Source organism: Hymenobacter sublimis (assembly GCF_023101345.1).
Taxonomy (GTDB): Bacteria; Bacteroidota; Bacteroidia; order Cytophagales; family Hymenobacteraceae; genus Hymenobacter; species Hymenobacter sublimis.
On the sequence record NZ_CP095848.1, the window covers coordinates 3,408,544 to 3,425,305 of the forward strand.

A 16,762-nucleotide genomic window follows, 5' to 3' on the forward strand; every position below is an offset into this window, starting at 1 on the left:
TATGGCAGGGTGGCCGTTGCTGCGCTATACCATCCGGACGCTGCTCGCGGCTTGGCTACTTATATCCAGCTTGTTTCTGCTCAGTCGCGCCAACACTGACCAGGATACCTTCCTGCAAAATTCTACGGAAGGAAACGGCCGCCTACTCTCCGCAGCCGACCAGGTCCGTACCACCCAACAGTTGCTGCGGCGGTACGGGTTGGATATGCCCCTGTTCTACGTTACCCTCGACTCAGCCGCTGCCTCAGGGCGCTTAGCTTGGCGCTGGCACGGCACCCGCAATCAGTATCATCAGTGGTTTCGGCAGCTGCTGGCCGGCGACTTGGGCACCTCCTACCGCGACGGCGCGCCGGTAACGGAAATATTAGGTCGGTCCTTGTCTTACACCTTGCCCTTAACACTACTTGCAGCCTTGGTAAGCACGGGCCTTACGCTGGGGCTGGTGCTGTGGCTGAGCTACCGCCCCCGGTGGCGTAGCATCTGGCTGAGCGGGCTGCATTTCTTACAGGCTCTGCCCCTATTTCTACTGGCTACCGGCTTGTTGCTACTGCTTGCCAACCCAGATGTTTTGGCGTGGTTTCCGGCTTTTGGCCTGGGGCTTGAAGATGAGGCTGTGGCGTGGTGGCAGCAACCAGGCCGCCTGCTTTACTTCTTGACCCTGCCCGCGCTTAGCTTGGTTTTGGTGACGGTGCCTGGGCTAGTAGTGCAGCTTAACGGGACTTTGCAGCGCGAGCTGCAACAGCCTTACATTGCTACGGCTCGTGCCAAAGGTGCAGGCTCCTCCCGCGTTGTCCGCCACCACGCCTTGCGCAACGCCCTGCTGCCTACCATCGCCTTGCTCTCGGCGTTGTTTCCCAACTTGGTGGCCGGGGCTACCATCGTAGAAGTGCTGTTTGCCTTGCCAGGAATGGGCCGCTTGCTGGCTGATTCTGCGGCCGCGCAAGATTACCCGGTGCTGCTGGCGGCCGTGGGCCTAGTTGCGCTAGTGCGCGTAGCGGCCCAAGTATTAGCCGACGCCCTGTATCTGGCACTGGACCCTCGAATCCGGATGCACGCATGAGCAGGAGACGGGGGGCGCTGTCTGGGCGAAAAATTGCGGCTGGCAGCTGGCTGGTAGGAGTTACCATTGCCGCGTTGTTGGCTCCTGCCTCCGTTCCCGCCCCCGATTTACTGCACACTACCCAAGCGCCTTTCCAAGCGGGTCATTGGCTAGGAACCGATCCGCAGGGCCTTGATGTGGGCGTGTCTTTGCTGCAGGGTAGCCGGACCGTGGTCTTTAGCAGCGTGCCGGCGACAGTTCTAACCCTGTTGCTGGGGGCAGTACTGGGTAGCGCAGCTGGTTACTGGAGTAATCGGGCTGTAACCTCGGTTGCGTTGGCAATGGCAACAGTTTTTGGGGTAGGGTTTGGGCTATTTTTCTTACCTGAACTACTAACCTCTCCCGTTCCCGGAGTTACGCTCTGGCTGGCGGCGAGTGGACTGGTGTATCTGCTTCTGCGGCACACGACTTGGGCGCGGCGTCCCATCACCTTCCCACTTGATGCCCTACTGATGGGAGGCATCAACTTGCTGGACTCCATTCCTATTCTGATTCTGGTTATTGGGGTAGCAGCCGTGCAGCGCCCTTCCGCCGCCGGAATAATTGCCTTGCTCACCCTCACTTGCTGGACTACTCCCGCTCGTATCATGCGGGCGGCAACGCTACAGGTGGCGGCCCGGCCCTACGTAGAAGCTGCTCGTATGCTGGGCCTTACCAATGCTCAATTGCTCCGGCGTCACATCTGGCCTAATACATGGCCGTTGCTAGTCGTCCAACTGCCACTGACCGTTGCCGCCCTCATCGGTTTGGAAACCACTTTGTCCTTTTTAGGCGTTGGCTTTTCCCCTGATATTCCGAGCTGGGGCAAGCTGTTATCCACTGTGCGTCAGGCGCCTACCGCGTGGTGGCTGGCCCTGTGGCCTGGCTTGGCATTAGCTGCTACCATTGTAAGCCTGCACAGCTTGGCTAGGTTGGGCGAAACTCGATCTGATGTCACAAAATAGGCCTCTAAATCCAGGCATCTGGTCGTTACTGATTACAGTAAATAAATGCAACTAGTTAATTTTCAGAATCTAGTTAATCATCTTGACTAGTTCAGCACCTGATAGGACCTATTTTATATTCCCTGAATACAAGTCACGGTTCACGCGAAAGTGTCCTTTACAGCCCTTAGTATTGGCTATTAATATTGTCATGTGGAACAGGTAGCACGATAGGTACTACTCTTCTTCATCAACTAAACTACTTAGGAAAGCATACCCAAAATTGTACGGGCTACTTCAGTGGTAGCCGTGCGGTTTCGGCGAAAAAACGCGGTTACAACCCTTTTTTCACTTTGGGTAATTACATAATTATAGTAGGCCGCGCTTACATCTGCTCGTGATGCGCGGCGCTACTTCAGGTTGTTGCAATAGGTGTGTGAAAATCCCGCAGGCGTTGTCTGCGGGTTTTTTGCGTTTAACCCTTTACGCAACAATTGCATCGGAGCCTCGGGACGGACCGGTTTTCAGGTCTACTCGTTCATGGTGCTCAGGCAGCAGGTTCTGTCTGGCGCGCGAGCAGGGCAATACCTTCTTGGAAGGTATGAGGCCGGAAGCCTAATTGCTCTTCGGCTTTGGCAATGATAAAACCTGTGCGCAACGGCCGGGTGGCAGGTTGCGAGAATGTGCTGGCGTCGACCTTAACCAGTAAGCCGGCATCGAGCTGGTAGAAGGCGGCGACCTGCTGGGCTAGCTGATAGGGCGTAAACAGCTCGCAGCTGCTGATGTGGTAAATGCCCGTAGCGCGCAACTTAGCAGCCAGCCAGCAGCCCTGAGCCAGGTCTTCGGCCAGGGTGGGCGTCCGGAACTGGTCGTTTACCACCTTAATTTCCTTGCCCGCGCGTAGCGAGTCGCGCACCCAAAGCACAATGTTGGTACGGCCGTACTCGTGGGCTACCCCATACACGAGGGCCGTGCGCAGAATGGCCCAGGGCGTTCGACAGGCCTGCACGAGCCGCTCGGCGGCCAGCTTACTTTCTCCGTAAAAATTGATGGGTGCTGGCGCCGCTTCCTCCGCCAGGGGTCCCTCATCCCCGCTGAAAACGAAATCGGTGCTGACGTGCACAAGGTGAACCTGGTGCAGCTCGCAGGCTTCAATCAGATGCGCTACGGCCGTCACGTTTTGCTCCCAGCACGCCTGCTGGTGCAGCTCACACTCATCCACATTGGTCATGGCGGCCGTGTGCACGAGGTGGGTAGGCTTTTCCCGCCCGATTACTGCCAGTACCTGCTCGCGCACCGTTACATCCAGGGGTACAAACCGAACCTGTGGGTGCACGGCGGCCAATTTGTTGGCCCCACGTGAGGTAGCAACTACCTCCACGCCGGACTGCTGCTTCAATAGTTCAACCAGCTTTTGCCCCAGCAGCCCATTAGAGCCCGTAATCAGAATTTTCATGGGTGGATTATTCGGTTTCGGGGCTCCAGGTGAGGTGAGCAGCGGAGAAAAGCACGCGGAACTTCCCGGCAGGAACTTAGTACTGGTAGCCGTAGAGCTCGGTAATTTTCTTTTTCCTGAGCTTCTCTACCTTCACCGTCATCTTGATATCCGTAACGGGACGGTTACGGTCGGCGGTGGGCTGCTGGGCTATCTTATCGACGATGTCTTGCCCACTAATGACCTGGCCGAATACGGTGTACTGCCCGTTCAGATGGGGCGTGCCTTGCGGATTCTGGACGATGTAAAACTGCGAGGCACTGCTCTGGCGCTGGGGGTTTATAAAGTCGGGGGTGCGGGCGGCGGCCACGGCCCCGCGCTTGTGGGTAAGCTCCGGCCGGATTTCGGCCGGAATCATTTTTTCATCGGGCGCGCCGCTACCGTCGTTGGTCGGGTCAGAGTCTTTGGAGCTGGGGTCACCGCCCTGCACCATGAAGTTGGGAATCACGCGGTGAAACGTGGTGCCATTGTAAAACCCGCTCTGGGCCAGCTTCAGGAAGTTGGTTTTGTGCAGGGGCGTCTCGTTGAATAAAATCAGGCGAATGTCGCCCTGGGGCGTGCTGATGGTGACCAGCTCATCCTTTTTGCTTTTGCGCGGACCTTTAGCGGCCTTAACCACGGGAGCACCCAGCCCAACTATCAGGCCCACCAGAAGCGTGTAACGGAAGAAAGATTTCATAGCGAAAGACAGATGCGGAGAATACAAGCAAAACTACGGGGTTTACGCCAGCTCAGCGACAAATTCTGCCAGCGGCTTCTCGTCCGTGGCTAGCCCGAACAGCCCCCTTGTTGCCTTCCCGCGAAAGTTGTGCCGCAACACGCTTTCGAGCCGAAAAGCTGACCCGCCCGCTAACTGGCGGCTACAATCAACCGCAAGACACCTTGTGCTGGTAGCAGGCCGGCGAGGAAGGTACATTTTCCGTGGAAACACAGCTAAATCACGGGGAAGCCGTAAGGGCTGCCTACCTCATCTTTCGCACGCCAACCTTATGCACGCAACGGCTACCCCTCTCCCCTCTTCCTGGTTTCCGAAACTTCTGCTGGTCATCTACCTGGTGGAGTTTGTGGTCCTGGGCCTTCATCCTGCCGACCGGGGCACGTGGTGGGCCGAGAACCTGCCCATTATCCTGATTGTAGTAGCCTTAGTAGTGCTCTACGTGCGCGGAGTGCGGTTCTCAAATCTTGCGTACGGGCTGATGAGCGTGCTGATTTTCATGCATACCGTGGGAGGCCATTATACCTTCGAGAAAGTGCCTTTTGACTGGTTTAACAACCTGTTTGGCTTTAAGCGCAACATGTACGACCGGGTGGCGCACTTTTCGGTTGGCTTCTACGCGTATGCCTTGCTGGAGTACACTGACCAGCGCGACCTTATCCGCAGCCGCGTTATCAGCTACCTATTTCCGCTCTGCGTTATTGGGACAGTAGCCATGAGCTACGAACTGATTGAATGGGTGTACGCCGAGGTAGCTGGGGGCGACGCCGGAGCCGCCTTCCTGGGCAGCCAGGGCGACATCTGGGATGCTCAAAAGGACATGCTTGCTGATACCAGCGGTGCCATCCTGGCGCTCATTCTCTACGCACTATTCGGCCGAGGCCGGCAACCACTCCGCCCGGTAGAACTGCAATCCTAACCCAAGCAAAAGGCCGCTCTTTGGTAAGGCGGCCTTTTGCTTGAATAAGTACTGGCGAAGCAAGTTGCTTACGCCTCACTCCGCTCCCGGCGGATGCTATCCAGAATCTGCTGGCCGCCCCGAGCTAATACGTTTTCAGCCACACGAACTCCCAGCGCTTCTCCCTGCGCAACCGGTGCGGTCTGGGCTTCCTCGATAAACTCCTGCCCATCTAAGCTGATGAGGCCGCCGTGCAACTGCACGTGCTGGCCATCGGCGGAAAGGGTAGCCAAGGCAAAGGACGGAATGCTGCAGCCGCCTTCCATGGTGCGCAGGAAAGCCCGCTCCGTAGCCAGGCAGGCGTGGGTAGCGGGGTGGTCGAGGCTGCGGCGCAGGTGGGCTTTCAGCTCCGGGTCTAGGCTGCGGGCGCACTCAATGGCCACGCTCCCCTGGCCGGTGGCCGGCACGTACTGAGTTTCGGGCAGCACGTGGCGTATCAGCTTGTCGTACTCCATGCGGTGGACGCCGGCGTAGGCTAGCACGAGGCCGTGGTACTGGCCTTCTTCCAGCTTCCGCAGCCGGGTTTGGAGGTTGCCGCGAGCCTCGGCGGTAGTAGCATGGGGCAGAAAGCGGCGCAGCATAGCTTTGCGGCGGGTGCTGCTGGTGCCCAGCACCAGATCGGGGCGCTGCAGGTCCAGGTTCGGGTCGAAGCTCACGATTACGTCGTTTACCCGTTCCCGCTCCATGAAGGCCAGCAGCTCCAGATCGGCCGGAATGCTGCTTTGCACGTCTTTGGCGCTGTGCACGGCAATATCAACGTGGCCCGTGCGCAGGCCTTCCTCCAGCTCCTCGGTAAACACGCCTTTGGCCCCAATTTTATCCAAGGAGCGGTCCAGCACCACGTCGCCTTTGGTCGTGATGATGACGATTTCCGGGGTGAGGCCGGCGGCGGCGAGTTGGTCGGCTACGTGGTTAGCTTGCCATAGGGCCAACTTGCTGCCGCGGGTGCCAATGCGAATGGACGTTTTCAAAATCAGAATACAGATAGTACGGATGTAGAGCGCAAATCCTTTCTTTGCCAGCGGCCACTACCCATACGGTAGCAGAACAGGACGTTGCGGTGGCTCGGAAGCCACCGGCAAAGATACGCCAGCCAGCAACGCCGACGCTGGCTATAGCTTATTTAACAGCTACTATAGCTTTTTAGCAAGCTGTATTTTCCTCTCTTTTAGCTTGTAAAGCCCCTTTTCGAGGCGAGGATTCGACCTTAGCTAGGCAGCCCGCAATAGTTCGGCTACGCGCAGAGAAGCGTCCACGAATACCATCCGGGGGTTGGCGTTGCGCTCCACATGGTAGTGGGCCTCGTTGATTTCCTGGGTTATGGGCTCGGCGTTGCGCGGCGTTACAAAGCGGCTGAAGCCTTGCACGAACTGTTGCTCCTGGGCGGGCAGGTGCGGCACCAACTGCGGATCGAGGCCGAACAGCAGCACTTTGCGCAGCAGTGTGAGGGCATACTGCAGGAACTCCTTCTGGTTTTCGCGCCCCAGCTTCTGGAATTCATCGGCCTTTTCCAGCATTTCCAGCACCTTGTTGCCGTAGCAAGTGCGCATCCACTTCGCAAACAAGTCGAAATAATCGGTGTCGGCGGGGCCGGCTGCCTGGGCTGTTAGCGCCGCCCCAATATTGCCTTCAGTCAGCTGAGCCAACTGGCGAGCCTTCACCTCGGGCACCTGCTGCTCGTCGCGCAGCCAGGCCGTCAGCTCTTCCTCAGCAAGGGCCCGCACCACTACCGGCTGCACCCGGCTGATGATGGTGGGCAGCAGTTGCTCGGGCGCGTAGCTGACTAGCAGAAATACGGTGGCGGGTGGCGGTTCTTCCAGCAGCTTCAGCACGGCGTTGGCCGCCGAGGGGTGCATTAATTCTGGCAGCCAGATGATGACCAACTTGAACTGTGCCTCGAATGCCTTCAAAGAAACCAGCTTCAGCAACTGCAGGCTTTCCTCCTTGGAAATGCTGCCCTGCTTGTTTTCGGCCCCGATGTGCTGCATCCAGTCGTTGAGGCCCTGGTAGGGATTCTCCAGCACGAAGGCGCGCCATTCCGCCGCGAACTTGCTGCTGATGGCGTCCTTGGTCACGGTTTTGGTCGTCGTGACGGGCAGGATGAAGTTCAGATCGGGGTGAATGAGCTTGTCGGTTTTCTGGCAGCTCGGGCAGTGCCCGCACGAGTCCTCGGCCTCAGGCGTGCGGTTTTCGCAGTTCAGGAAGGTAGCATACGCTAGGGCCAAAGCCAGCGCCGCCGAGCCCTCCGCCCCGCGAAACAGCTGAGCGTGGGCGACATGATTGCGCCGCACGCCCCCAATGAGAAGCTGCTTAACCTGCTGCTGGCCCGGAATTTCAGAAAAACGCATCTGGACTTAATTGGGAATGAGCAATGAAGAATGAGGAAAGAACAACTGAGAAGCAGATAATGAAGCGGCTCGCACCCACAAACCTACTTCGCGCGGGCACTGGTGTAGCTCTTCCTTCTTAACTCCTCATTCTTAATTAGCTTTCTCCCACACCCGGTCCTTGGCCGTAGCGTCGTACACGTGGCGCATGATGGCTTGCTCGGTTTCATCGTAGGCCAACTGACGGCGAGCCATAACGCGCTCCGCTACCTCGTTTACTTTCGGGAGCTTGAAGGTTTCGAACCCAGCGGCACCACCCCAGCTGAAGCTCGGGATAAAGGTGCGCGGAAAACCGGCTCCGAAGATATTGGCGCCTACCCCGACCACCGTGCCAGTATTGAACATGGTGTTAATGCCACACTTGCTATGGTCGCCCATCATTAGACCGCAGAACTGCTGGCCGGTGTTCACGAAACGACCCGCCGAGTGGCTCCATATTTTAACTGGGGCGTAGTTGTTCTTTAAGTTGGAGGTGTTGGTATCGGCGCCCAGGTTGCACCACTCGCCAATCACGGAGTTACCGAGGTAGCCGTCGTGGCCCTTGTTGCTGTAGCCCAGCAGGATGCTGTTGCCTACCTCGCCACCAACTTTAGAATAAGGCCCCACGGTGTTGTCGCCGCGCATTTTGGCGCCGGCGTTGATGTGGCTGCCCTCGCACAAGGCCAAGGGCCCGCTGATAATGGCGCCCTCGTGCACCTGAGAGTTCTTGCCCAGGTAGATTGGCCCATTTTCGGCGTTCAGAATGGCAGCCCGAATCTTCACGCCCGGCTCGATAAAGACGTTTTCCGGCGCGTACACAATGGTGTGCGCATCGCCCACCGGCGCCGATTCCCTACCCTTGGTCAGCAGGTCAAAGTCGCGGCGGATTTCGGCTCCATTGCGCAGAAACAGGTGCCACACTTCTTTAATAGCCGTGACCGGCTCGGCTACTTCGCGGGTTTTCTGGAAGCCGTCCTGAATCAGCTCCGCTACTTGGCTGGCATCGGCTAGGTGAGCTGCTACCAGCATTTCCTCATCAAACAAGGCCTCGCCGGGGGCCAGCGCCTGCACCTGCTGAGTCAGCAGCTCATCGGGGCACACAGCACCGTTGATGACCAGAGCCGGACCCTGCGTATCGCCGGCCGGAAACTTGGCCTGCAGATAGCTTTCGGTGAGGTAACCTACCCGCTCGGCTCGCAGGCGATGCTGCCATTTCTCGGCCAGAGTCAGGATACCGCAGCGCAGCGCCGCTACTGGTCGCGTGAAGGTGAAGGGCAGCAGATGGGGGCGAATGGCCGGGTCGTCGAAGAGCAGGATGTGCATGGCAGAAAAGCGGTTAGCGGAAGGCGCCGGGCGGTGAGCTGAGGAACAGTGCAGCCGCCAGAGCTACGTGCAAGGGCAAAATTGGCAAATAAAAAACTCCCTTCGGGTTACGAAGGGAGTTTCTCAGAAAAACGACTGGCGAGCAGCTAACTGCCGCTTGCCTAGCAGAATTACTTCTTCTTGTAGCGGTTCATGAACTTCTCTACGCGGCCAGCAGTGTCGAGCAGTACGTTTTTGCCGGTGTAGAAGGGGTGCGACTCCGAGCTAACTTCCACCTTGATAACGGGGTAAGTTTTGCCGTCTTCCATCGTGATGGTCTCGTTCGAGCCCATCGTCGAGCGGGTTACAAATTTGAAGCCGCTGGAAGTGTCCTGAAACACGACTTCGCGATACTCGGGGTGGATGTCTTTTTTCATGGTCTGATGCCGTTTGTACCTTGTTGCCTGCCGATTTTGCGGAAGGGACTGCAAAAGTACACGTTACGCCCGGATTTCAAAAGTCCTTTTCATCTTTTCGCCCGGGTCCCGCTGGCTTGACGACCAGCGCCTTATGTTTCCGACCAGGGTTGGTTATACTTACCGCGTCATTTCCATTCTAGCCACTACTCTTACCGCTATGCTCCGCATTATTACCGTCTTATTCCTGCTCCTAGCTGGCGTCGTGCTGGTGTATGCTACCTCCCTGGCGCCGGCCGAGCCGGCTGCTTCCCCCGGCCGCCCCCCGAAAGTCGCGGCCGGTCCGGCCCAAGCTGACCGCCTACTGGCGCACTCCTGGCAAACGGTCAAAACCATGTTTCGCTAAGTCACGCCAGCTTGCGTTTTCGTCGTTTCGCCGACAACCTTGCGTTTGTGTTGCGGCGCGCTGACCCGGCGCATTCTACCTCGCCGCTGCTATTTGTTTCACCGTTTACCCGATTACCAGCCCACATGCGCCTCTGTTTCGCCTCTAATAACGCCCACAAGCTGGACGAGATCCGCCCCCTATTGCCGCCTTCTGTTGAGCTGCTGAGCTTGGCTGACATTGGCTGCCAGGACGAGCTACCCGAAACCCAGGACACGCTCGAAGGCAACGCCCGCCAGAAGGCCCAGTACGTGTGGGACCATTTCGGGGTAGCCTGCTTTGCCGATGATACGGGCCTGGAAGTAGCAGCTCTGCACGGGGAGCCCGGCGTGTATTCCGCCCGGTACGCTGGCCCCCAGCGCCTGGCCGCCGACAACGTGGCTAAGCTGCTGCAGGAGCTACAAGGCCACTCGAATCGTGCCGCGCAGTTTCGGACGGTAGTGGCGTTGGTGCTACCCGGCGGCGAAATGTACGAGTTTGCCGGCGCCGTTGATGGCGTAATTACCGAGCAGGTGCGCGGCCAAGATGGCTTTGGCTACGACCCCATCTTCCAGCCAACGGAAGGCGACGGCCGCACTTTCGCCCAAATGAGCCTAGCCGAAAAAAAACGCCATTAGCCACCGCGCCCGCGCCGTAGCCGGGCTGGTGCAGTTTTTACATGGTGAGATGGTGAACTAGTGAGTTAGTGAGGTAGTGCATGAGTGAAGTGTGTCATGGCGAGGAGGCAGGACGAAGCCATCCTGCTTCTCATTTGCCCGAAGCCCGCTATTATGACAAGCCCTTGCCTCCGTGCTGGAGGTAAGGGTAGCACACTAGTAAGGAAGAATGGCCGCGCTTCGCTCGCCAGGACAGCCTAGGCAAGCGCTTGCACCCGGCAAACTCACTCATTCACTACCTCACTAACGCACCATTTCACTATTTCACCTCTACCCCTCCGCTAGATTTCGTACTTTTGCAGGGTTGGCCCCGCCGGTACGGGCCTATTCCCACCTCCATGCAACACCCTTTCATCGTCGGAATTACGGGCGGCAGCGCCTCTGGCAAAACCACATTTCTACGCCGGCTGCTGGCCTCGTTTCCCGAAGAAGAAATCTGCCTGATTTCGCAGGACAATTATTACCACCCACGGGAAAGCCAGCAAGTTGACTCCCAGGGCGTCACGAACTTCGACCTTCCCAGCAGCATCGACTCCCAGGCGTACGCGGCCGATGTGCTGCGCATCAGCCAGGGCCTGGAAGTGCGCCGCCAGGAGTACACCTTCAACAACCCCAACGTGGTGCCCGCCGAGCTGGTGTTCCGGCCCGCGCCCATTGTGGTGGTAGAAGGCATTTTCGTGTTCTACTTCGAGGAAGTTGCCAAGCTGCTCGACCTGAAGGTGTACATCGATGCTCGGGAACATGTGAAGCTACAGCGCCGCATCGTGCGCGACCGGGACGAGCGGGGCTATGATTTGGAGGATGTGCTCTACCGCTACACCAACCACGTGGCGCCTACTTACGAGAAGTACATCAAACCTTTCAAACACGACGCCGACATCATCATCCCCAACAACCGCCACTTCGACAAAGGCCTGGATGTGTTGGTGTCGTTCCTGCGCAGCCGGGTGGAAATCGGCCGCTCGGTGCAGTAACCATTCCTACCTCCGCCCATGTACAGCAAAGCCGAAGCCGCCCAACTGCGCCACGCCTTCTGGACCACATTTGGTCAGTACATGGCCCCGGTGCCCTCGGCCGAAGGCGAGCCGGTCAACTGGATTAACTACCGCACCGGCCTCAAGCACGTGCAATTGCGCATGCGCACCGAGAACCGCCGTGCCTCCGTGGGTCTGGAGCTATTGCACCCCGACGCTGACATCCGGGCCCTACAATTCGAGCAGCTGCAGGCCCTGCACAACATGCTACCTGCCGTTCCGGGCCAGGAGTGGGAGTGGCAGCCCGAGGCCGAAGAAAACGGGCAGCTTCTGAGCCGCGTGCAGCAGGAGCTGTGCGGCGTGAGCCCCCTGAACCGGGAGGACTGGCCCGCCTTGATTTCCTTTTTCAAGCCCCGCCTCATAGCTCTCGACGAGTTCTGGAGCCAGGCCCGCTACCCCCTGGAGGACTTGATGTAATAAGAGTTGGTGGTTAAACCTACCTGCTGTGTCCTTCCGAGCGGGAGCGAAGAATCTGAGTTACTCATCAGCGGCTAACTCAGATTCCTCGCCCATTCGGAAGGACACGTGCTTTTCACGGGTTTCAGTGCAGAGTTCTTCTCCGGCATATTGCTTTTGCGGCTCCGGAGGCAAAAAGCTATATTTGTAGCTCTTACCCCGAACTCGTTGCTTTCCTTCTCCGCCCTTTTACCTCGTCTGCGTTTCGCCCTCATCACAGCTACCCTGCTGATGGTGTTGGGGCTGAACCACCAGGCCGTAGCTACGCTGCGGGTGCTACCTACGGGTGGTACTACTCGGGTAGCGGCAGGCCCGCGGGCGGCGGTGGTAAAGCAACGCGTCACGCTCGAAGCTACTTCGCCGCTTGGATTCTTTGTGGCTCCAGCGGCCGATGCGTGGCTTCCGGCGCCCCTGGAACTGCCCTTTGCGCAGTGGCTGCCGACTTGCCTCGCGGGGCCGCGCCCCTCTCCTAGCGCCGTGCCGGACTGGTTTCGGGTGCGGCTGTTGGTTGCGGCTCTCTCGCCCCAGGCTCCCTAGCGGCCGGGGCCGTTTGTGCTGTTGTAGTTGACTGATGGGTTGTGCTCTTGCTGATGCAGCCCCCGCCCTTTGTAGGCCGCCGTGTGGCCTTCTGCTCACTACTCTTCCGGGTCCGGCTTTTGCGCATCAGCGCCTCCCCCACAAGACATTAACTACTTATTTCATGCGTAATAAAGGACTCATCATTACGCTGACGCTTCTAGTGTCGGCGTTGTGCATCTACTTCCTCTCGCTGACCCTCGTGTCGCGCGGGGTGCAGAAGGATGCGGCGCGCTACGCCTCGCGAAGCGGCCAGATCAACGAAAAAGCACGTCAGCACTACCTCGACTCCGTGTGGCGGGCGCCCGTGTTCGGGCCACTTACCTACAAGGATGTGCGCCAGTCGGAGCTGGGCTTGGGCCTGGACTTGAACGGCGGTATGCACGTAACGCTGGAGGTTTCGCCGGTGGAAATCGTGCGCGCCATGAGCGGCAACTCCAAAGACCCCGTGTTTAACAAGGCCATCGACCAGGCTCAGGAACTGCGCAAGACCAACCCGTCGACGCCCTTCACGACCCTGTTTGCCCAGGCCTTCCGCGACGTAGCGCCCAACGACAAGCTGGCCCGCGTGTTTGCCAACACCACCAACAAGAGCCGCGGCATTGACATCAACTCGACCAACGAGAAGGTAATCGGTGAAATCAACAAGGAAGTGGAAGAAGCCATTGACCGCTCCTTCAACATTCTGCGCACCCGTATCGACAAGTTCGGTACCAGCCAGCCCAACATCCAGCGGGTAAAAGGCACGGGCCGCATCCAGATTGAGCTGCCCGGCGTCGACAACCCCGACCGGGTACGCAAGCTGGTACAGGGCCAGGCTAAGCTGGAGTTCTGGGAAGTATGGCGTCAAGATGAATTCGCGCCCTACCTCAACCAGCTCGACCAGGTGCTGAACGCCAAAGAGCAGGCCACGGCCACCACTACCCCCGCTACGGCAGCCGCTACCACCACTGACAGCACTGCTACGGCCGCCGCTACCACGGCTGGCGACACAACCTCCCTGGCCAGCCAGCTTGCCAAGAAAAACACCAAGTCCACGGCGAAGGCCGACTCGGCAGCGGCTCCTACGAAAAGTGTGCTTGCTAGCCTGTTCACCATGCCCGGCACCTTGGGCGCCAACATCCGCGACACGGCCCGCGTGAATGCCGTGCTGCGCAGCCCCGACACTCGCGCCGTGTTGCCTTCCAACCTCACCTTCATGTGGGGCGTGAAGCCCGATGTGATTGAAGGCCAGGAATATTTGCAGCTTTACGCCATCCGCAAAAGCCGGGAGGTTGAAGCCCCGATTGGCGGCGAGGTAATCAGCGACGCCCGCGGCGACTTCGACCAGATGAGCGGCCGCGCCGAGGTATCGATGCAAATGAACCCCGGCGGCGCCCGCAAGTGGCAGCGCCTCACCGCGGCCAACATTGGCCGTCAGGTAGCCATTGTGCTCGATGACAACGTGTACTCAGCGCCCGTAGTGCAGGCTGAAATTGCGGGCGGCAACTCCAGCATTTCCGGCAACTTCACCATCGAAGAAGCGCAGGACCTAGCCAACATTCTGAAGGCTGGTAAGCTGCCCGCTCCTACCCGCATCGTGGAAGAAGCAATTGTGGGTCCTTCCTTGGGTCGCGAAGCTACCAACCAGGGTCTGTTCTCGGTGATTGGTGGTCTGGCTATCATCATGCTGTTCATGGCCGTGTACTACGGCCGCGCCGGTCTGGTAGCCGACGCCGTGCTGCTGTTCAACCTGTTCCTGATTATGGGCGTGCTGGCCCAGCTGTCCTTCGCCCTGACCCTGCCGGGTATTGCGGGCCTGCTGCTGGTAATTGCGGCCTCGGTTGACGCCAACGTACTGATTTTCGAGCGGATCCGGGAAGAACTGGACCACGGCCTGCAACCCACCGATGCCATCAACAAAGGCTACTCGCGCGCTACTACCGCCATCTTCGACTCCAACGTAACTCAGTTGATTATTGCCCTGATTCTGGGCTTCTTCGGCACGGGTCCGGTGCAAAATTTCGCCATTACCCTGGGTATTGGCGTGTTTACCTCCTTCCTGGCGGCCGTGTACGTATCGCGCCTTATCATTGAGCGCATGGTGAAGAACGGCAACACCAACCTGAGCTTCAGCACTTCGATTTCGCGTAACCTGTTCAAGAACATCAACCTCGACATTGTGGGCAAGCGCAAGATTGCCTACGCCTTCTCGACGGTGTTTATCCTCATCGGTTTCGTGCTGATGTACCTGCAGGGCGGCCCCAACCTGGGCGTTGACTTCCGCGGGGGCCGCGAGTTTATCGTGGACTTCAACAAGCCGGTAGTTGCTTCCGACGTGCGCGACCTGCTGACCAACCAGTATTTCGGGGGCGCTGGCACGGAAGCCAAAACCTTTGGTGCCGACAGCCGCCTGCGCATCACAACGGGCTACCTAGCCAACGACGAAAGCGTGGAAGCCGATAATAAGGTGCAGTCGGCGCTGCTGACGGGCCTGAAAGCCAAGTACGGCGCCGAAAACCCAACTATCAAGAGCTCCTCGAAGGTAGGAGCTACCATTGCCGATGACATCAAGCGGACTTCGGTATTGAGTCTGGGCCTGACCTTGCTGGCCATTTTCGTGTACGTGCTGCTGCGCTTTGAGAAGTGGCAGTACTCGATGGCGGCGGTAGTGGCCCTGTTCCACGACGCCCTGATTGTAATTGCCTCCTTCCCGATTGCGCGGGCCCTGGGCCTGAACTACGAAATGGACCAGGTGTTCGTGGCGGCCGTGCTGACCACCATCGGTTTTTCGATGAACGATACCATCGTTATCTACGACCGAATCAGGGAATACCTGCGCGAAAACAAGCACCTCACTTTCGCCCAGGTAGTAAACCCGGCCCTGAACAGCACGTTCTCCCGCACCATGATTACGTTCACGACGGTATTTTTGGTGATGGTGGTACTCTACATCTTCGGCGGCGAAACGCTCCGCTCGTTCTCCTTCGCCATGATTATCGGTATCATCTTCGGTACCTACTCCTCGCTGTTCATTGCCGCGCCGCTCATCCTGGACACCTACGGCCGCAAGGAAAAGGAGCGCCTCAATACCTCCACCGACGCCGACGCACCCAAGCTGAGCACGGCTCAGGTGTAGCTTTGTCGTTAGGTAGTAGCCGTCGGTTGCCAGCGTGACAACCAACGCAACGGCTACTACAAAAAAGCCCGGCCTTACGGTCGGGCTTTTTCTTTTATATAATCTAGTAACCAAGAACCGTTTCCAACCCTAGTGCTGCTTGTGGGGGGTAGGCGCTAGGTACCAGTTATTAATGAAATAAAAACTGTCCTTCCGAGCGGAGCGAGGAATCTGGGTTAGCCTCCCGTGAGTAACCCAGATTCCTCGCTCCGCTCGGAAGGACAGGTTGAGCCGTATTTCTAAAGAGTAAGAGCAAAATAATAGAGAGGCAACATAACGCTGAACGTCCTGCAGAGGCGCAGTCGAAGCATCTCGCTCGAATCATTGGGTAGCATTGCAGCCTCAGCACGCCAGATGCTTTGGCTTCCCTCTGCATGACAACTCTTCTCCTTATAGGGTGCATCCATAAATACCAAATCACAAAAAAGCCCGGCTACTAGACCGGGCTTTTTTATGGTTTGGAATCTGTGACGCTGAAACTGGTAGCGCCCAATGCTCAGTATCGCTTAGAAGCTGGCGGTAACGCCTTCGGCTACTACCTCTTTCACTTCAGGTACCATGCGCTTGAGCAGGTTTTCAATGCCCGATTTCAGGGTAACGGTAGCGGAAGGGCAGCCGGAGCATGAGCCTTGCAGGTTCACGGTTACGATGCCTTCGTGGTAGCTCTTGAAGGTGATGTTGCCACCATCTTGCTCCACAGCGGGGCGCACGTAGTTATCGAGCAGGTCGATAATTTTCTGGCTGGTTTGCTGGTCAGCTTCCGAGGCGTCGCCGGTGGCGGCAGCCTGCTGGGCGGCGCGCTGCTCGGCGGCGGGGTCCACGGTGAAAATGGGGCCACCGGCTTCCACGTACGACTTCAGGAAGGTGCGCAGCTCCGGAATCAGCTGGGCCCACTGGTGCTCGGTGGTTTTGGTAATGGTCACGAAGTTCTGGGCAATGAACACGCGGCCCACATAATCGAAGTTGAATAGCTCCTGGGCCAGCGGCGAATTGGCGGCGGCTTCCAGGTTCGGATAGTCCACACTCACCCCATCTGCTAGCAGCTGGGTGTTGAGCACGAACTTCATGGATTCGGGGTTGGGGCTGGCTTCGGCGTAGATAGAAACCGGCGCAGCGGGGGCAGTGAGTTGTTCAGCCATGTTTGAAAGACTTGGAGACACGCGG

Annotated in this window: 16 protein-coding genes; 9 read left to right on the plus strand and 7 right to left on the minus strand. The window is 58.2% G+C overall.

What is annotated here, in order from left to right; translation table 11 throughout:
* The first annotated feature begins 1 nt into the window (after nt 1).
* Nucleotides 2-1,060 carry an ABC transporter permease gene (locus MWH26_RS14150; protein WP_247974802.1) on the plus strand — a complete coding sequence of 353 codons (1,059 nt, stop codon included), beginning with the start codon at nt 2-4 and terminating at the stop codon, nt 1,058-1,060.
* Nucleotides 1,057-2,043: an ABC transporter permease gene (locus MWH26_RS14155; RefSeq protein ID WP_247974803.1), complete on the plus strand. Its 987-nt coding sequence runs from the start codon at nt 1,057-1,059 to the stop codon at nt 2,041-2,043. Before MWH26_RS14150 ends, MWH26_RS14155 begins: the two co-directional genes overlap by 4 nt.
* 526 nt (nt 2,044-2,569) lie before the next feature.
* Here the strand turns inward: MWH26_RS14155 and MWH26_RS14160 are convergent.
* The gene (locus MWH26_RS14160; protein WP_247974804.1) at nt 2,570-3,478 is read right to left on the minus strand and encodes an SDR family oxidoreductase; all 909 of its coding nucleotides are present in this window, start codon (nt 3,476-3,478) and stop codon (nt 2,570-2,572) included.
* A 76-nt stretch (nt 3,479-3,554) separates the two neighbouring features.
* A complete protein-coding gene (locus MWH26_RS14165) occupies nt 3,555-4,196 on the minus strand; it encodes a peptidylprolyl isomerase (protein ID WP_247974805.1) in 642 nt (213 codons plus the stop codon).
* A 310-nt stretch (nt 4,197-4,506) separates the two neighbouring features.
* Between MWH26_RS14165 and MWH26_RS14170 the strand changes: the two genes are divergently transcribed.
* Nucleotides 4,507-5,151, plus strand: a complete 645-nt coding sequence (locus MWH26_RS14170; protein ID WP_247974806.1) for a DUF2238 domain-containing protein — start codon at nt 4,507-4,509, stop codon at nt 5,149-5,151.
* 68 nt (nt 5,152-5,219) lie between these two features.
* Here MWH26_RS14170 and hemC read toward each other — a convergent pair whose 3' ends face one another.
* From hemC to MWH26_RS14190, 4 genes are all read right to left on the minus strand, one after another.
* Nucleotides 5,220-6,161 (minus strand): hydroxymethylbilane synthase, encoded by a 942-nt coding sequence (gene hemC / locus MWH26_RS14175; RefSeq protein WP_244697260.1) that lies wholly within the window; start codon nt 6,159-6,161, stop codon nt 5,220-5,222.
* 240 nt (nt 6,162-6,401) lie between these two features.
* Complete coding sequence (locus tag MWH26_RS14180) at nt 6,402-7,538, minus strand: DNA polymerase III subunit (RefSeq protein WP_247974807.1); 1,137 nt, start codon at nt 7,536-7,538, stop codon at nt 6,402-6,404.
* 132 nt (nt 7,539-7,670) lie between these two features.
* Entirely contained in the window at nt 7,671-8,879 is a 1,209-nt protein-coding gene (locus tag MWH26_RS14185) for a GlmU family protein (RefSeq protein WP_247974808.1), read from the minus strand.
* A 170-nt stretch (nt 8,880-9,049) separates the two neighbouring features.
* Complete coding sequence (locus tag MWH26_RS14190; protein ID WP_188556161.1) at nt 9,050-9,295, minus strand: type B 50S ribosomal protein L31; 246 nt, start codon at nt 9,293-9,295, stop codon at nt 9,050-9,052.
* A gap of 199 nt (nt 9,296-9,494) precedes the next feature.
* Here MWH26_RS14190 and MWH26_RS14195 point away from each other — a divergent pair, with 199 nt between their 5' ends.
* From MWH26_RS14195 to secDF, 6 genes are all read left to right on the plus strand, one after another.
* Nucleotides 9,495-9,680 carry a hypothetical protein gene (locus tag MWH26_RS14195; protein ID WP_244697263.1) on the plus strand — a complete coding sequence of 62 codons (186 nt, stop codon included), beginning with the start codon at nt 9,495-9,497 and terminating at the stop codon, nt 9,678-9,680.
* Between the two features lie 125 nt (nt 9,681-9,805).
* Nucleotides 9,806-10,336 carry a non-canonical purine NTP pyrophosphatase gene (locus MWH26_RS14200; RefSeq protein ID WP_311136865.1) on the plus strand — a complete coding sequence of 177 codons (531 nt, stop codon included), beginning with the start codon at nt 9,806-9,808 and terminating at the stop codon, nt 10,334-10,336.
* Between the two features lie 377 nt (nt 10,337-10,713).
* Nucleotides 10,714-11,349, plus strand: coding sequence for a uridine kinase family protein (locus MWH26_RS14205; RefSeq protein WP_244697265.1), 636 nt, complete (start codon nt 10,714-10,716; stop codon nt 11,347-11,349).
* A gap of 18 nt (nt 11,350-11,367) precedes the next feature.
* Nucleotides 11,368-11,826: a DUF4268 domain-containing protein gene (locus MWH26_RS14210; protein WP_247974809.1), complete on the plus strand. Its 459-nt coding sequence runs from the start codon at nt 11,368-11,370 to the stop codon at nt 11,824-11,826.
* 207 nt (nt 11,827-12,033) lie between these two features.
* Nucleotides 12,034-12,402 (plus strand): hypothetical protein, encoded by a 369-nt coding sequence (locus tag MWH26_RS14215; RefSeq protein WP_244697267.1) that lies wholly within the window; start codon nt 12,034-12,036, stop codon nt 12,400-12,402.
* Between the two features lie 163 nt (nt 12,403-12,565).
* Complete coding sequence (secDF, locus tag MWH26_RS14220) at nt 12,566-15,559, plus strand: protein translocase subunit SecDF (protein ID WP_244697268.1); 2,994 nt, start codon at nt 12,566-12,568, stop codon at nt 15,557-15,559.
* 545 nt (nt 15,560-16,104) lie between these two features.
* Here secDF and MWH26_RS14225 read toward each other — a convergent pair.
* Nucleotides 16,105-16,737, minus strand: a complete 633-nt coding sequence (locus MWH26_RS14225) for a NifU family protein (RefSeq protein WP_244697269.1) — start codon at nt 16,735-16,737, stop codon at nt 16,105-16,107.
* Nucleotides 16,738-16,762: the final 25 nt, after the last annotated feature.

What these genes read in the sequence shown, in the direction of transcription:
- MWH26_RS14155 (WP_247974803.1), top strand. Translation starts at nt 1,057, where the DNA reads ATGAGCAGGAGACGGGGGGCGCTGTCTGGGCGAAAAATTGCGGCTGGC.
- MWH26_RS14185 (WP_247974808.1), bottom strand. Translation starts at nt 8,879, where the DNA reads ATGCACATCCTGCTCTTCGACGACCCGGCCATTCGCCCCCATCTGCTG.
- MWH26_RS14200 (WP_311136865.1), top strand. Translation starts at nt 9,806, where the DNA reads ATGCGCCTCTGTTTCGCCTCTAATAACGCCCACAAGCTGGACGAGATC.
- MWH26_RS14160 (WP_247974804.1), bottom strand. Translation starts at nt 3,478, where the DNA reads ATGAAAATTCTGATTACGGGCTCTAATGGGCTGCTGGGGCAAAAGCTG.
- MWH26_RS14205 (WP_244697265.1), top strand. Translation starts at nt 10,714, where the DNA reads ATGCAACACCCTTTCATCGTCGGAATTACGGGCGGCAGCGCCTCTGGC.
- MWH26_RS14170 (WP_247974806.1), top strand. Translation starts at nt 4,507, where the DNA reads ATGCACGCAACGGCTACCCCTCTCCCCTCTTCCTGGTTTCCGAAACTT.
- secDF (WP_244697268.1), top strand. Translation starts at nt 12,566, where the DNA reads ATGCGTAATAAAGGACTCATCATTACGCTGACGCTTCTAGTGTCGGCG.
- MWH26_RS14165 (WP_247974805.1), bottom strand. Translation starts at nt 4,196, where the DNA reads ATGAAATCTTTCTTCCGTTACACGCTTCTGGTGGGCCTGATAGTTGGG.
- MWH26_RS14225 (WP_244697269.1), bottom strand. Translation starts at nt 16,737, where the DNA reads ATGGCTGAACAACTCACTGCCCCCGCTGCGCCGGTTTCTATCTACGCC.
- MWH26_RS14150 (WP_247974802.1), top strand. Translation starts at nt 2, where the DNA reads ATGGCAGGGTGGCCGTTGCTGCGCTATACCATCCGGACGCTGCTCGCG.
- MWH26_RS14210 (WP_247974809.1), top strand. Translation starts at nt 11,368, where the DNA reads ATGTACAGCAAAGCCGAAGCCGCCCAACTGCGCCACGCCTTCTGGACC.
- MWH26_RS14180 (WP_247974807.1), bottom strand. Translation starts at nt 7,538, where the DNA reads ATGCGTTTTTCTGAAATTCCGGGCCAGCAGCAGGTTAAGCAGCTTCTC.
- MWH26_RS14195 (WP_244697263.1), top strand. Translation starts at nt 9,495, where the DNA reads ATGCTCCGCATTATTACCGTCTTATTCCTGCTCCTAGCTGGCGTCGTG.
- MWH26_RS14190 (WP_188556161.1), bottom strand. Translation starts at nt 9,295, where the DNA reads ATGAAAAAAGACATCCACCCCGAGTATCGCGAAGTCGTGTTTCAGGAC.